The organism is Sphingobium fluviale (assembly GCF_004122115.1).
In the GTDB taxonomy this organism is placed as follows: domain Bacteria; phylum Pseudomonadota; class Alphaproteobacteria; order Sphingomonadales; family Sphingomonadaceae; genus Sphingobium; species Sphingobium fluviale.
In genome coordinates, this window is sequence record NZ_SBKP01000010.1 from 19,689 (window position 1) to 34,327 (window position 14,639).

A 14,639-nucleotide genomic window follows, 5' to 3' on the forward strand; every position below is an offset into this window, starting at 1 on the left:
TCTCAGGATGGCTCACCCGCCCGACAAAGGTTAATTGCCCTCGCAGCATGAATGTTGCAGAACTGCGACTCATGAACGCGATTGACCCCCGGAGAGGCCAACATCTTGTGAAGGCGGGCAAACGCCGCTTTCGTGCGCCTTTGCCATTGAGCCGGGCGGTGATGGCGCGGATGGGGCATGCGCTGCTAGACCGGATAGACAAGCGGCTGGAACAAGGGCGGTTGGAAGCGTGGCTGCCCGATGGCACCTTCCGCGTGTTGGGCGGCAGAGCGCAGGGCTGGGTCTGCGAGGTGCATCTGCGCGACTGGCGGGCGCTGGCGCGGCTGGTTACGGCTGGTTCGGTCGGTTGGTATCGCGCATGGGAGCTGGGTGAATGGAGCAGCCCTGCGCCAGAGCGCCTGTTCGCGCTGTTCATGGCAAATGGCAGAACTCTGGGTGGCGTTGCCCGCTCGCATGGGCCGCTGCGCTGGGCCATGCGCATGTTTCATTGGCTGCACCGCAACAGCCGTATGGGCGCAAAGCGCAATATTTCTGCGCACTACGACCTCGGCAACGATTTTTACCGGCTGTGGCTCGACAAGGGCATGAACTATTCCTCCGCGCTGTTTGACGATCCTGAGCATCCCGATGAAGGGCTGGCTGCCGCACAGATCGCCAAGAATGATGCGGTGCTGGACCGGCTGAGCCTGAAAGGCGGGCAGCGGCTGCTGGAAATAGGCTGCGGCTGGGGTGCGCTTGCAGAGCGGGCGCTGGACCGGGCCGATATAGATTATGATGGAATCACCCTCTCGCATGAGCAGGCCGCATGGGTGCGCACCCGCCTGCCGCGCAACAGGGCGGCTGTCTACCTGCGTGATTATCGCGATGTGCGCGGCCAATATGACGCGATCGCCAGCATCGAGATGGTGGAAGCGGTAGGGCAACGATACTGGCCGGAATATATTGCCGCGATCCATAGGCTGTTGAGGCTTGGTGGGCGCGCGGTGGTGCAGTATATCAGCATCGATGACGCGCTGTTTGATCGTTATGCCCAGAGCGCCGATTTCATCCAGACCTATGTTTTCCCCGGAGGCATGTTGATCTCGGAAAGCCGCTTTCGCGCGCTGGCAGAGGCGCAGGGGCTACAGTGGCTGGATCAGCGCGATTTTGGTATGCACTATGCCACCACGCTGCGCCTGTGGAGAGAGCGGTTTGAAGCAGCTGTGGACGGCGGGCATCTGCCCCGTGCGTTTGACGAACGCTTCGTCAAGTTGTGGCGCTATTATCTGATGTATTGCGAGGGCGGCTTTGCTGGCGGAGGCATCAATGTGGCGCAGGTGACGCTGGTGAAGCCCGCAGCATGACATAGGGCGATTTCAGTCAGATGGGTATGCATGTGTCAGCATGCTTGCGCGTCTGGCTATGCTGATGCGTCTCCATCGGCCTCTATTTCGCGGTCCAGTGCCGCTTCGATCTCGGCATGGTTTGGGTGCTGCGGCGCGAGGCGCAGCAGCATATAGCCTGCCAGTGCGGAGAGAAACGACCCCGCGAGAATACCGAGCTTTGCCTGCTCTATCAGCTCTGGCGCGGCTGGAAAGGCGAGCGCGCCAATGAACAGGCTCATCGTAAACCCAATGCCGCACAGCAGGGAAAGGCCATATATCTGCGCCCATGTGGCCCCCCGCGGCATCGGCGCAAGCCCGCTGCGCACACATAGCCAGATACTGCCGAATATGCCTATTTGCTTGCCGATCAGCAGCCCGGCGGCGATGGCGATGGGAAGTGGCGCGGAAAGCCCGTCAAGGCCTGCCTCGCGCAGGTCCACACCCGCATTGGCAAAGCCGAACAACGGCACGATGAGGTATGCGCTCCACGGATGCAGGGCATGCTCCAGCCGGTGCAAGGGGCTGTCCGCCGCGTCGGGTGTGCCGGGCGTCAGGCGAATGGGAATCGCCATCGCCGCTAGTACCCCGGCTATGGTTGCGTGTACGCCGGACATCAAAACCGCCACCCACAGGGCAAGGCTGAGCGCCAGATAGACTGGCAAGGCCGTCACTTTATTGCGATTGAGAATCATCATTACCGCGAAGATCGCTGCCGCGCACGCCAGCGCCCCGCCATGCAGCGTTTCTGTATAGAAAAAGGCAATGATAACGACCGCGCCAATATCGTCCACAATCGCAATGGTCGTCAGCAATAATTTGAGCGACGTAGGGGCGCGCTTGCCAAGCAGCGCCAATACGCCAAGGGCGAAGGCAATGTCTGTCGCCGCTGGAATAGCCCAGCCTCTCGCCAGCCCCGGCTCACCACCCGCCAGCGCCATATATACAGCCGCCGGCACCGCCATGCCTCCTGTCGCGGCGATCGCGGGTAATAGCCTGCGGTTCCAGCCTGAGAGGCGCCCGTCCAGCCATTCACGCTTGATTTCGAGGCCAACGGCCATGAAAAACAGCGCCATCAAGCCATCGTTGATGATATGAACCGCGCTCATCGAGCCCAGCGGCATATGGATTATGGCATGATAAAGATCTGCCCCGGCGATCCCGCTATTGACGAGCAACAGAGCAAGCGCCGCTGCGCCGATTAGCAACAGCCCGCCAGCCGCCTCTCCTGTCAAAAAGGCGCGTAATGCGGATGGGTGAGCAAATGCGCGGGTCATGACATTACCCTATCTGTTCCTCCTTATGCGGTCAAACCGGGCAAAGGTTAACCGAGTTTGAGCAGGCGCTCGCATACGATATCACGAAAAAAACCGAATCGCGGGCCGCAATCGAAAAAGCCATATTCCATGCAAAGGGGGCATGCTTGGGATTGTTGGATAGCGTTGCGAGTATTGTCGCTGCATTGCATTATGAGTTGTTGCTGTTTGCACTTGTCGGCCTGCTGATCGGCGGGTTGGATGATTTTCTGTTTGATCTTGCCTTTCTGGGCCGCGCGGCATGGCGGCGGGTTTTTGTCTATTCCCGCCATGCGCGGATGACCGGGGCCAGCCTTCCCCCCTCCGAGAGACCCGGCACCGTCGCGATATTCATACCGGCGTGGAACGAATCCGAAGTCATTGGCGCTATGTTGCGCACGTGCCTCACCCGCTGGGCGGTGGCGGATTTTACGGTCTTTGTCGGCACCTACCCCAATGACCCGGAAACTATCCGGGAGGTTGCCGCCGTGGCACAGGCGGATGATCGTGTGCGCACCATAGTCCTCCCCCATGATGGACGGACCACAAAAGCCGATTGCCTCAACCATGTCTGGGCAGCGATGGTGCGCGAGGAGAAGGCGAGGGGGCGGCGCTTCAAGGCGGTGGTGCTGCATGATGCGGAAGATGTCGTTCATGCCGACGAGATCCGTCTGTTTGATACGATGATTGACCGTTTCGATATGGTCCAGCTTCCGGTGATGCCGCTGCTTTCCAGCCGTTCGCGCTGGGTTGCGGCGCATTATGCGGATGAATTTGCCGAGGCGCATGGCAAGCACCTGATCCTGCGCGAGGCGATTGGCGCGGCTGTGCCATCTGCCGGGGTGGGATGCGCCTTCGCGCGCGATATGATCGGCGCTATAGCCGAGGAGCGGGGCGGGCAGCCATTTGATGCCGGTTCTTTGACAGAAGATTATGAGATCGGCCTGCGCATTGCCGAGCGCAAGGGCCGGACCGTCTTCGTTTCGATGCAGGACTCCAAAGGGCAACTAATCTGTACGCAGGAGCATTTCCCTGAGACCGTAAAAGACGCAGTAAAACAGAAAGCGCGCTGGCTCACGGGTATCTCGCTCGCGGGGTGGGATCGCCTCGGCTGGAGCGGACACTGGCGCGAGCGATGGATGCGGCTGCATGACCGGCGCACCAGCCTGTCTGCGCTGGTATTGTTCGCCGCCTATTGCGCGACCATTGGCTATGGCGCCGCGCTGATGCTCTCGCTGGCGGGGATCGCCTCGGCACCACATATGCCCGAATGGCTGGATACGGCGCTGACGGCCACCGCAGCGTTGATGATCTGGCGTCTGGCCATCCGGGCATACTGGACCGGCCGCACTTATGGCTGGCGCGAGGGGTTGCGCGCGATCCCTCGTGTGATCGTTTGCAATGTCATCGCTATGCTGGCGGCACGGCGGGCAATGGCGGTGTATATAGCACAATTGCGCGGTGGCCAGGTGATATGGGAAAAAACACGACATCGGTTCCCTGCAGAGGCGGATTTGTATGGACGCCACGCTGGAACATGATCTTGCACAACGCGCACCGAGGGGCATGCCACTGCGCTTTCTGGCGGCGGTGCTGATGCTGTGGATAGGCGGGCGCATTGCTGCGTCCTCATCGCTGATGGGGGATTGGAACGCGCAACAGGGTCGTGCGTTGCCTATGGCATCCACAGCAGCCGGGGCACATGAACTGCTGAACAGGGTGGCTGGGTATGCGCAGGGCAAGGCGGTGGCGGATGCCAGGCCTGTATGGGTGGCAAGAATTGACCGTGCTCCCGTTATGCGGTCTCGTCGTATTTGGGTTGCGCGGATAGATCGCGCGCCGATCATCCATATCGCGGCAGGCACTAAGCCGGACGCAGAGCAGAAGCCGCGTCAAGCCATGGCCGAAAACGCGAGGGCGCCATCAAGCTCTGCTGTCTTACAGCGGGTCTCACTGCCTGCATTGTTGCCTCCTCCTGCCGCATCTGAGGGCGAACCGCGCTGGAGCGGGTCGGCATGGCTGTTCTGGCGCGGCAAGGGCAGTGGTGCTGCGCTTAACGGCGCCGGGCAGCTTGGGGCTGCGCAGGCGGGTGTGCGGATCGACCGGCGGATTGCCAGACTGAGTATAGGTAAACACAGCATGCCTGTGGCGGTCTATGGCCGGATGTCTGCTGCGCTGGACACGCCGCACCAGAGCGAGGCTGCGCTGGGCATTGCGGTGCAGCCATTTTCAGGTCGCGCGCCGCTCAGGCTCGGCATTGAGCGCCGGATTGCACTGGAACAGAGCGGACGCAATGCCTTTGCGCTCATCGCGGCCGGTGGCCTTAATCCCACCCGTGTTTTCGGTCCGGTCGTAGCAGAAGGCTATGCACAGGCGGGCGTAGTCGGCTTGTCACGGCAAGATCTGTTTGCCGATGGCCGCCTCACGTTCGGCCTTCCGCTGGATCGTGCAGAGCGGACGCGGCTTGGTTTTAGCCTCTCAGGAGGCGCGCAGCCGAATGTGGCCCGCCTCGACATCGGCCCGATGATAGAGACGCGTTTGCCGCTTGGCGCGACCAGCCCCCGACTGGTGCTGGAATGGCGTCAGCGAATCGCCGGGCAGGCGCGACCAGGTTCTGGTCCATCCGTCACCCTTGCCAGCGATTTTTGAACACCTCCCGTAAATAGGTTCCCCGCTCTCCAAATTGCGGTAAAGGATTGGGCATGGATATATACCTTCCTATAGCCAATCTGCCCGTCAACATGCTGGTGATTATAGGGCTGGGTGGCATAGTGGGGCTCCTTTCAGGCATGTTTGGCGTGGGTGGCGGATTTCTGACCACACCACTGCTGATATTTTACGGGATTCCGCCTACTGTGGCGGCGGCATCTGCTGCGACACAAGTGACCGGGGCGAGTGTCTCCGGGGTGTTCGCCCATCTCTCGCGCGGCACTGTGGATCTGCGTATGGGCGCTGTGCTCGTGGCTGGCGGTGTAGTGGGCGCGGTAATAGGTGCCGGGCTTTTCAGCGTGTTGCAGTCTGTGGGGCAAACAGATACGGTGATTGCCATACTCTATGTGCTTTTGTTGGGTTCCATCGGCGGGCTTATGGCATGGGAGTCGGTTCAGGCTCTGGTGCGGCGCAAGCGGGGGCTGGCAGCCCCTCCTGCCAAGCGGCGGCATCATCCATTGGTAACGGCGCTGCCGATGCGTTGGCGATTTTATAAATCGGGCCTGTATATTTCTCCGCTCGCCCCACTGTTGCTCGGCATGGCGACAGGCATATTGACGATGCTGCTGGGCGTGGGTGGCGGGTTTGTGATGGTGCCGGCCATGATCTATCTGCTTGGCATGCAGACACAGGTGGTGGTGGGTACATCGCTGTTTCAGATATTGTTCGTGACGATGGCAACGACATTGGTGCACAGCGTGACGACAAAAGCGGTCGATCTGGTTCTGGCGCTGTTGCTGCTGGTCGGCAGTGTCACCGGTGCTCAGCTTGGCACACGCATCTCCCGTACCGTGCGGCCCGAATATCTGCGCATCATCCTTGCGTTTATCGTGCTGGTCGTGGCGATCCGCATGGCGCTGGGCTTGGGCTGGCGACCGGATGAGATTTATACGCTGGAGCCGGGCTGAGATGAAGCTGCATGTCCGCTCCCGCCATAGCCTCGCGCGTCTTGCGACGCTGCCTGCCATGGCTCTTGCCCTGACTGGGGCAGAGGCGCCCGTGCTGGTGCCCGATGTGTCTCAGCGCCAGATCGACATTCAATACAGCTTCAGGGGCGCAGAGCTGCTGCTTTTTGGCGCTATCGTCTATCCCGGCGGGCGCCCCCCTGACAAAAGGGCAGACATTGTTGTGGTTCTCAAAGGGCCTGAACAGCAGATAAGAATGCGTGAAAAGAGACAGGTGGCGGGCATATGGGTGAATGCGGACAGCATGCAGTTCCAATCCGCGCCGAGCTTTTACGCCATCGCCAGCTCCCGCCCCATCAAGGCCATTACAGACGCACGCACGGCAGCGATTTATGAGCTGGGCATAGACAATATTCAGCTCTCCCCCACGTCCTTTGCCGACACAGACGAGATTGCCCGCTTCGAACGCGGCCTGGAAGATCTGCAAGCGCGGAAAGGGTTGTTTGTGCAGGCGCCGGGCACCGTAGAGATCACGGATGGCGTGCTCTATCGCGCGCACCTGCCGCTTTCGGCCCGTGTGTTGGTAGGCGATTATACGGCCGAGACTTTCCTCATTCAGGATGGCCGCGTTGTCGCGGCTGCCGTTCGAGACATTGAGGTCCGCAAATCAGGGCTGGAGCGGTTTGTGGCGAGTGCGGCGGAGGACTGGTCCCTGCTCTACGGACTGGCGGCTACGGGTGTTGCGGTGCTCATGGGCGTGCTGGCCGGGTGGGTAGGGCGAAGAGTATAGCAATCTTTCCCGCATTTATGCTGGCGCAGGCGGAACGATGCGCTAGATAGGGCCGCATGTGGCGTCTTTATCAATTTCCGCTTTGCCCATTTTCCCGCAAGGTCCGGCTGCAACTCGCCGAAAAGGGTGTGGCCTATGATCTGGTGCGCGAGTTGCCGTGGGAGGGGCAGGACGCCTTTCTCGATCTGAACCCGGCAGGCACCACGCCGGTGATGGTGGATGACGAGAAAGGCGCGGTGCTGATCGATAGTCAGGCGATCTGCGAATATTTCGAGGAAACGGTCGAGAAAATGCCGCTCATCAGCGGCAGCCCGACCGGGAGAGCGGAAATCAGACGCCTGACAGCCTGGTGCGACCAGATTTTCTATCGTGATGTGGTGGCGCCTTTGCTGGAGGAGCGTATGCGCAAGCGCATCGTCCATCGCGCTCCCCCCGATGCCGGACGCCTGCGTGATGCGATGCGCAATGCCAACACGCATATGGATTATATGGATTATCTGCTCGACCATCGCAGCTGGCTGGCGGGCGGTACGATGAGCCTTGCGGATATTGCAGCCGCTGCGCATATCTCCGTCGCCGATTATCTGGGCGGGATAGACTGGGCGGGGCATGAGCCGGTGAAACGCTGGTATGCGGGGTTCAAATCGCGCCCGTCTTTCCGCCCATTATTGTCTGAGCGGATGGAGGTGATTGTGCCGCCGCCTTATTATGACAAGCCGGATTTCTAGGATCTTCACCCATTTTTAACTGCGATGCGTCATTTTTCCGGTTGTTTCCGAACAGCGGAGTTGTGGGATGAGCTTCTGGGGGCCGACGATCAGCCATGATGAGGCCGCGCGCCTCAAGCGGCTTTATGAGGAAATGGGTTCGCTTCAGGCGGTGGCAGACGCGGAAAATGTGCGCACACGCTGGCTGGGGCGGGTGCTTTTGGCGCATGACCGCCGTGTAGCGGGTTCAGACAGGGATTATGCCGGGCCTGAGCGTCGCAAGGCCTGACTGACCATATCCAACGCTTGTCTAGACGGCTGAGTATGCCGCCAAGTCGATCTCTTGCTATTTGAGTATCGTGCGCAAAAGTGGGAACCGGTTTTGCGCTAAAACGATACGATAAAACAAAAACTTAGAGCGTTCTGACTGATCCAGATTTAACGCAGCGCGCTCTAGCCCAGAGAGACATTAGGCGGGGCCACGCTCAGTCTGCCGCCTCAAGCTTGCATACAGCGGCGCGTCTGCCATTTCCTGCTGGCCTTCATGGCTCCTTTCGGATATGTGGCCGCCTTTCGTGATTTCCTGAAAGCTTGAGTCTTAAAAACATGCAGACCGTTGAGACGTTGAACGAAGGCCTGAAGCGCGCCTACACCCTCACCATTTCCGCTGGCGACATTGACGCGCGCGTGGACCGCGAAGTGGCGAACATCGCCCCGCAGATCCGCATGCCCGGCTTCCGCCCCGGCAAGGTGCCCGCCAACCTCATCCGCAAGATGCATGGCGAGCGGTTGCAGGCAGAGGCGCTCAACACCTCCATTCAGGAAGGTGTGCAGAAGGTCATTGCCGACAACAAGCTGCGCCCCGCGATGCAGCCTGCCGTTGAGCTGGACGAGGGCTTTGCCTTTGGCAAGGATGCCGAGGTGAAGATCTCGCTGGAAGTTCTGCCTGAGATCGCCGCGCCCAAGGTCGAGGATCTCGGCCTCAAGCTGGAACGGCTGGCGGTGGCGGTCGAGGACGCGGCCGTGGACGAAGCGGTGAACCGCATTGCCGAGCAGCAGAACGCGTTTGCCCCGCATAAGGATGGCGCCAAAGCCAAGACCGGCGACATCGTGGTGATGGACTTTGCCGGTAAGGTTGATGGCGTCGCGTTTGACGGCGGCACCGGCGAGGGCATGAAGATCGAGATCGGATCGGGCAACCTCATCCCCGGCTTTGAGGATCAGCTGATCGGCCTCAAGGTGGGCGACGAGAAGGTCGTCTCCGTCACTTTCCCGGAAGACTATAATGTCGAGACGTTGAAGGGCAAACCCGCGACATTCGACATCACCGTCACCGCGCTGCTCGACAAGAGCAAGCCGCAGGCGGATGACGAGTTCGCCAAGTCGCTCGGCCTCGAAGGGATTGAGCAGCTGCGCGAGCTGATGAAGGGCCAGATCGAGCAGGAGCATAACGGCCTCACCCGCACTCATATGAAGCGCAAGCTGCTCGATCAGCTCGCTTCCAGCCATGATTTCGATGTGCCTCCATCCATGGTGGAGGCAGAGTTCAACCAGATCTGGGCGCAGCTGGAGCATGAAGCGGGCCACGAGGAAGACAAGGACGCCGCGCTGGCCGAGCTGGAGAAGGACAAGGACGAGTATCGCGGCATCGCCGTGCGCCGCGTGCGCCTCGGCTTGCTGCTTTCCGAGATCGGCCAGGCCAATGGCATCGCGGTGAACGACCGCGAGATGCAGATGCTGGTGCAACAGGCGGCCCAGCAATATCGTCCGCAGGACCGCGAGCGCTTTGTGCAATATATTCAGAACGAGCCGATGGCCGCTGCCCAGCTGCGTGCGCCGCTCTATGAGGACAAGGTAGTCGACTTCCTGTTCGACAAGGCCGAGATCACCGAGCGCACCGTGACCAAGGCCGAGCTGGAAGCCGCGATCGAGGCGGAAGACGGCGAGACGAAGGGCCATGTGCATGGGCCAGATTGCGGCCATGATCATGACCATGATCACAAGCCCGCGAAAAAGGCCGCCGCCAAGAAGGCCGCTCCTGCTGAAGGCGAGGCTGAAGCCAAGCCGGTGAAGAAGGCAGCGGCGAAGAAGACGGAAAGCGCCGAGGGTGAGGCGGAGGCCAAGCCAGCGAAGAAGGCTGCGCCCAAAAAGACCGCCAAGGCCGAGGCTGAATAAGCCCGCGGTGACGGCTCGCGCATGATTCCCGGCGGCGCATCGGATGGCTCGGCATGGCCGGCTGTGCGGTTGCCCGCCGGAGTGCGGGTCGCGGTACTGCTCCCCTGCTACAACGAGGCGGGCGCCATCGCGCAGACGGTGGCGCAGTTTCGCGCGGCGCTGCCGAGCGCGGCGATTTATGTCTATGACAACAACAGCACGGACGGTAGCCGGGAGCTGGCGGCGCAAGCCGGGGCTATCGTGCGGCAGGTGCGGCAACAGGGCAAGGGCCATGTCGTGCGGCGGATGTTTGCTGATGTGGACGCCGACATCTATGTGATGGCAGATGGCGACGCGACCTATGAGGCGTCCGCCGCACCCGGCATGATCGGCATGATGCTGGAGCACAATTTCGACATGGTTGTGGGTGCACGGCGCACAGAAGTCGAAGCCGCTTACCGGCGCGGCCATCGCCTGGGCAATGCAATGCTGACCGGCCTGCTCAAAAGCCTGTTTGGCCGCACCTTTACCGATATTCTCTCAGGCTATCGCGTGTTTTCCCGCCGCTTCGTCAAGAGCTTTCCGGTGCTCTCCTCCGGCTTCGAGATCGAGACGGAGATGAGCGTCCACGCGCTGGAACTTGCGATGCCCGTGACGGAGCATGTAACGGCCTATGCCGCGCGGCCTGAGGGATCGACTTCCAAACTCTCCACCTATCGCGACGGCTGGCGGATTTTACGCACGATCATCACACTCTATCGGGTCGAGCGGCCGATCTGGTTCTTTGGCTTTGTCGGCGGGTTGTTTGCGGCCGTGGCGCTCGGCCTCGCGGTGCCGCTGTTGCTCACCTATCTGGAAACCGGCCTAGTGCCGCGGTTCCCCACCGCGATCCTCGTGACCGGCATGATGATCATCGCCGTGCTCAGCTTCATGTGCGGCCTGATTCTCGATACGGTGGTGCGCGGGCGGCGCGAGGTGAAAAGGCTTGCGTATCTAGGCCACAGCGCCCCAGCGGATTTATCGATCGGGCAATAATCCTGCATTAACGGGTGGTCATTAGAGTGGGGTGCGGGAAAGCCCCTTGAACCTGCCTCGTTTTGGCACGATGTAGGCGAAGCACAACACCGTCTGAAAGAGCATCATGCACAATAGCACTTTTGATCCGATGGCCGCGCTGGTCCCCGTCGTTATCGAACAATCCAACCGGGGCGAACGCAGCTTCGACATCTATTCCCGCCTGCTGCGCGAGCGAATCATCTTCGTAACCGGGCAGGTCGAGGATCATATGGCCTCGGTGATCGTCGCCCAGCTTCTGTTCCTCGAATCGGAGAATCCGAAAAAGGACATCTACATGTACATCAACTCGCCGGGCGGCGTGGTGACGGCGGGCATGGCGATTTTCGACACGATGCAATATATCCGCCCCAAGGTCGGCACCGTGTGCATCGGTCAGGCGGCGAGCATGGGCAGCTTCCTGCTGGCGGCGGGCGAGCCGGGCATGCGCATCGCGCTCGCCAATGCGCGAATCATGGTGCATCAGCCGTCCGGCGGCGCGCAGGGCATGGCGTCTGACATCGAGATTCAGGCCAAGGAAATCCTGCGGATTCGCGCGCGGATGAACAGCCTCTATGCCAAGTTCACCGGCCAGCCGCTGGAGAAAATCGAAGCGGCGATGGACCGCGACACCTTCCTCGAAGCGGACGAAGCCAAAGCGTTCGGCATCGTCGATCAGGTGTTTGACAAACGGCCTGCACCGGCCGACGCAGAAGGCGCATAAAGGCTTCATAAGGGTGCGTTAATCCGGGCGCGTTATTCTCCCCCTTGTGAAACATGGAAATCGCGGTCTAGGATGCCGCATATAGCCCGGCCAGAAAGGGCAACCTCATGTTGCCCCGGCCGGGTCAGGAAAGACAGGAATGACCAAGCTGACCGGCTCTGACTCGAAAAGCACCCTCTATTGCAGCTTCTGCGGCAAGTCCCAGCATGAGGTGCGTAAGCTGATCGCGGGGCCAACCGTCTTCATCTGCGATGAGTGTGTCGAGTTGTGCAACGACATCATCCGCGAGGAGACGAAAAGCGGTCTCGTCGGCAAGAAGGATGGCGGCGTACCCACTCCGCAGGAAATCTGCGATGTGCTGGATGATTATGTCATCGGCCAGGCGCGGGCCAAGCGGGTGCTCTCGGTCGCGGTGCACAACCACTACAAGCGGCTGAACCACGGCGCCAAGGGTGCGGATGTGGAACTCGCCAAGTCGAACATCCTGCTCGTCGGCCCCACAGGCTGCGGCAAGACGCTGTTGGCGCAAACGCTCGCCAAGACATTCGACGTGCCCTTCACGATGGCGGATGCCACGACGCTGACCGAGGCGGGCTATGTCGGTGAGGATGTCGAGAACATCATCCTGAAGCTGTTGCAGGCGTCTGACTATAATGTCGAGAAGGCGCAGCGCGGCATCGTTTATATCGACGAGATCGACAAGATCAGCCGCAAGGCCGAGAACCCCTCGATCACGCGCGACGTATCTGGTGAGGGTGTGCAGCAGGCATTGCTCAAGCTGATGGAAGGCACCACGGCCTCGGTGCCACCGCAGGGCGGGCGCAAGCATCCGCAGCAGGAGTTCCTGCAGGTCGACACCACCAACATCCTCTTCATCTGCGGTGGGGCGTTTGCGGGGCTGGAAAAGATCATCGGGGACCGGCTGGAGTCGAAGTCCATCGGTTTCGGCGCGCATGTCGCCGCGCCTGAGGAACGCCGCACGGGCGAGCTTCTCCGTCAGAGTGAACCGGAGGATCTGCTGAAATTCGGGCTTATCCCTGAGTTTGTGGGTCGTCTGCCAGTGATCGCGACGCTGGAAGACCTCGACATTTCCGCGCTGGTCAAGATCCTGACCGAGCCGAAGAATGCGCTGGTGAAGCAATATGCCAAGCTGTTCGAGATGGAAGAGGTGGACCTTTCGTTCACCGAAGACGCGTTGACCGCCATCGCCAAGAAGGCGATCGAGCGCAAGACAGGTGCGCGCGGCCTGCGCTCGATCATCGAAGGCCTGTTGCTCGATACGATGTTCGATCTGCCTTCGATGCAGGGTGTCGCGGCTGTGGTGGTGGATAAGGATGTGGTCGATGGCCGCAAGGAGCCTGTCCGCGTGTTCGCCGAGAAGGACAAGCAGGCAGAAGACGCGGCTTAGGGTTTGATCCGAAACGCGCCGCTGCTGACTTCGGATGGAGACGCGTTAGCCCTTATGAACTGCCGTTCAGCGGGATTTTGAAATCGATCACGCAACCTTGCGGCTGAACTCGCTCGATGCGTCACGCAGCTTGCCGAGCATTGTCTGTGCCGTGGCAAAGCCTTGTTCTAGATCATCAATCTCGCACGCCACCACTTCGGTATCGCGGCGGATGGCGGCGATGGTGCCGGACATCGAATCCGCCGCCAAAGCCGTTTCATCGACGGCGGCAGTAATCATGGTCACGGTCTGCGCCTGCTGCTCCATCGAAAGGCGGATGCGCTCGGCACTGTCCTGCACATCGCTCACCGTCTCGCGGATGCGCTGGTTGGTATCGACCGACTGACGGGTAGAGCTTTGGATGGCGGCGATCTTGCCGGCAATATCGTCGGTCGCGCGGGCGGTCTGGCTGGCGAGCGATTTCACCTCCTGCGCCACCACCGCAAAGCCGCGCCCGGCATCGCCCGCGCGGGCCGCCTCGATCGTGGCATTGAGGGCGAGCAGATTGGTCTGCCCCGCAATATCGCGGATGAGGCCTAGGATCGATTCGATCGCCTTGGCATGATCTGACAGCGTGGCAGACATTGACACCGCTTCGCCCGCCTGAAGGCTGGCGCGTTGCGCAACTTCGGCGGAGTTTTCGACCTGCGCGCGCGTCTCGTCGATGGCGCGGATGAGGCCGGCGGAGATATGCGCCGCCTCGCGCATAGCTAGGGCAGATTGCTCCGCCGCGGCGGCAACTTCGGATACCTTGTCGAGCATGCCGCGCGTCGCATCGGACGCATGCTTGGCCTGATCGCGCAGGCCTTCGCCAAAGCGCGACGCATCGCCCACCTCGCCCGCAATCCGCTTTTCAAACAGCTCGCCATAGCGTTTGCGATCTTCGACATCCTCGCGCGACTGTTCTTCCGCGATAAAGGCGCACATCATCTCCGCTTCAATAAGACCCATACGCATCAGGCTCTGGAGTAGGCGATGACACCCGGCACTATCGTCAGGCATATGGTGACGGAGGCTGTCCGCGATCGTTTCCTGCGCTGCGCTCAATGCTGCGAGCATGGAGCGGAACGGAATCTTGTGCTTGCGAGCATGCAGCACGCACTGCCGCACGGATTGCGCCCAGGCGCTTTCCTCGAATGCGACGAACTTCACATGCATGTAGCGTTCGGTTTCGGCGCGCAGGGCCATGAGCGCATCGGAGGAGAGAATGGCATCGAGCCCGGAATGGCCGACATAATAGGAATAAAAGGCATGCGCGGCGGCGCTGTCCTGTTCGGTCACGGCCCAGATTTGACGAGCATCCGCCGCCAGCCGGGCCTGCGGATCAAACTCCGCCAGCCTCTCCCGCATATCGATATTCGCCGATTGCGCTTCGTTCACCGGCATCATGATCCTGTCCGCCCACTGGTGTTTCATAAAGTCTCACGCGATTTTAGGGAACCATAGTGCCGACAGGTTAATCTTTCATTATCCATAACCTGTGCTGCGGCCACG

At 60.8% G+C, this 14,639-nt stretch carries 13 protein-coding genes; 11 read left to right on the forward strand and 2 right to left on the reverse strand.

Features of this window, described 5'->3' with window-relative positions; all coding sequences use genetic code 11:
• The first annotated feature begins 71 nt into the window (after positions 1-71).
• Positions 72-1,343 (forward strand): SAM-dependent methyltransferase, encoded by a 1,272-nt coding sequence (locus tag EQG66_RS10630; protein WP_129404569.1) that lies wholly within the window; start codon positions 72-74, stop codon positions 1,341-1,343.
• Between the two features lie 56 nt (positions 1,344-1,399).
• On the opposite strand, the gene nhaA is transcribed toward EQG66_RS10630, so the two are convergent.
• On the reverse strand, positions 1,400-2,638 hold the full coding sequence (gene nhaA / locus EQG66_RS10635; protein ID WP_129404570.1) for a Na+/H+ antiporter NhaA: 1,239 nt from the start codon (positions 2,636-2,638) through the stop codon (positions 1,400-1,402).
• A gap of 152 nt (positions 2,639-2,790) precedes the next feature.
• On the opposite strand from nhaA, the gene EQG66_RS10640 reads away from it, so the two are divergent.
• From EQG66_RS10640 to clpX, 10 genes are all read left to right on the forward strand, one after another.
• Positions 2,791-4,197, forward strand: coding sequence for a glycosyl transferase family protein (locus EQG66_RS10640; RefSeq protein ID WP_129404642.1), 1,407 nt, complete (start codon positions 2,791-2,793; stop codon positions 4,195-4,197).
• Positions 4,175-5,305: a hypothetical protein gene (locus EQG66_RS15600; RefSeq protein WP_245988034.1), complete on the forward strand. Its 1,131-nt coding sequence runs from the start codon at positions 4,175-4,177 to the stop codon at positions 5,303-5,305. Before EQG66_RS10640 ends, EQG66_RS15600 begins: the two co-directional genes overlap by 23 nt.
• Before the next feature lie 53 nt (positions 5,306-5,358).
• A complete protein-coding gene (locus tag EQG66_RS10650; RefSeq protein WP_129404571.1) occupies positions 5,359-6,273 on the forward strand; it encodes a sulfite exporter TauE/SafE family protein in 915 nt (304 codons plus the stop codon).
• 1 nt (position 6,274) lies between these two features.
• Entirely contained in the window at positions 6,275-7,060 is a 786-nt protein-coding gene (locus EQG66_RS10655) for a TIGR02186 family protein (protein WP_129404572.1), read from the forward strand.
• A gap of 56 nt (positions 7,061-7,116) precedes the next feature.
• Entirely contained in the window at positions 7,117-7,788 is a 672-nt protein-coding gene (locus EQG66_RS10660) for a glutathione S-transferase family protein (protein WP_129404573.1), read from the forward strand.
• A gap of 67 nt (positions 7,789-7,855) precedes the next feature.
• Positions 7,856-8,056, forward strand: a complete 201-nt coding sequence (locus EQG66_RS10665; protein ID WP_129404574.1) for a hypothetical protein — start codon at positions 7,856-7,858, stop codon at positions 8,054-8,056.
• A 317-nt stretch (positions 8,057-8,373) separates the two neighbouring features.
• Positions 8,374-9,942: a trigger factor gene (gene tig, locus EQG66_RS10670; RefSeq protein WP_129404575.1), complete on the forward strand. Its 1,569-nt coding sequence runs from the start codon at positions 8,374-8,376 to the stop codon at positions 9,940-9,942.
• Between the two features lie 21 nt (positions 9,943-9,963).
• Positions 9,964-10,956, forward strand: coding sequence for a glycosyltransferase family 2 protein (locus EQG66_RS10675; protein ID WP_129404576.1), 993 nt, complete (start codon positions 9,964-9,966; stop codon positions 10,954-10,956).
• Between the two features lie 106 nt (positions 10,957-11,062).
• The gene (gene clpP, locus EQG66_RS10680; protein ID WP_129404577.1) at positions 11,063-11,698 is read left to right on the forward strand and encodes an ATP-dependent Clp endopeptidase proteolytic subunit ClpP; all 636 of its coding nucleotides are present in this window, start codon (positions 11,063-11,065) and stop codon (positions 11,696-11,698) included.
• 139 nt (positions 11,699-11,837) lie between these two features.
• Positions 11,838-13,106 carry an ATP-dependent Clp protease ATP-binding subunit ClpX gene (gene clpX, locus EQG66_RS10685; RefSeq protein WP_129404578.1) on the forward strand — a complete coding sequence of 423 codons (1,269 nt, stop codon included), beginning with the start codon at positions 11,838-11,840 and terminating at the stop codon, positions 13,104-13,106.
• An 87-nt stretch (positions 13,107-13,193) separates the two neighbouring features.
• Here clpX and EQG66_RS10690 read toward each other — a convergent pair whose 3' ends face one another.
• On the reverse strand, positions 13,194-14,561 hold the full coding sequence (locus EQG66_RS10690; protein ID WP_245988035.1) for a methyl-accepting chemotaxis protein: 1,368 nt from the start codon (positions 14,559-14,561) through the stop codon (positions 13,194-13,196).
• Positions 14,562-14,639 lie beyond the last annotated feature (78 nt).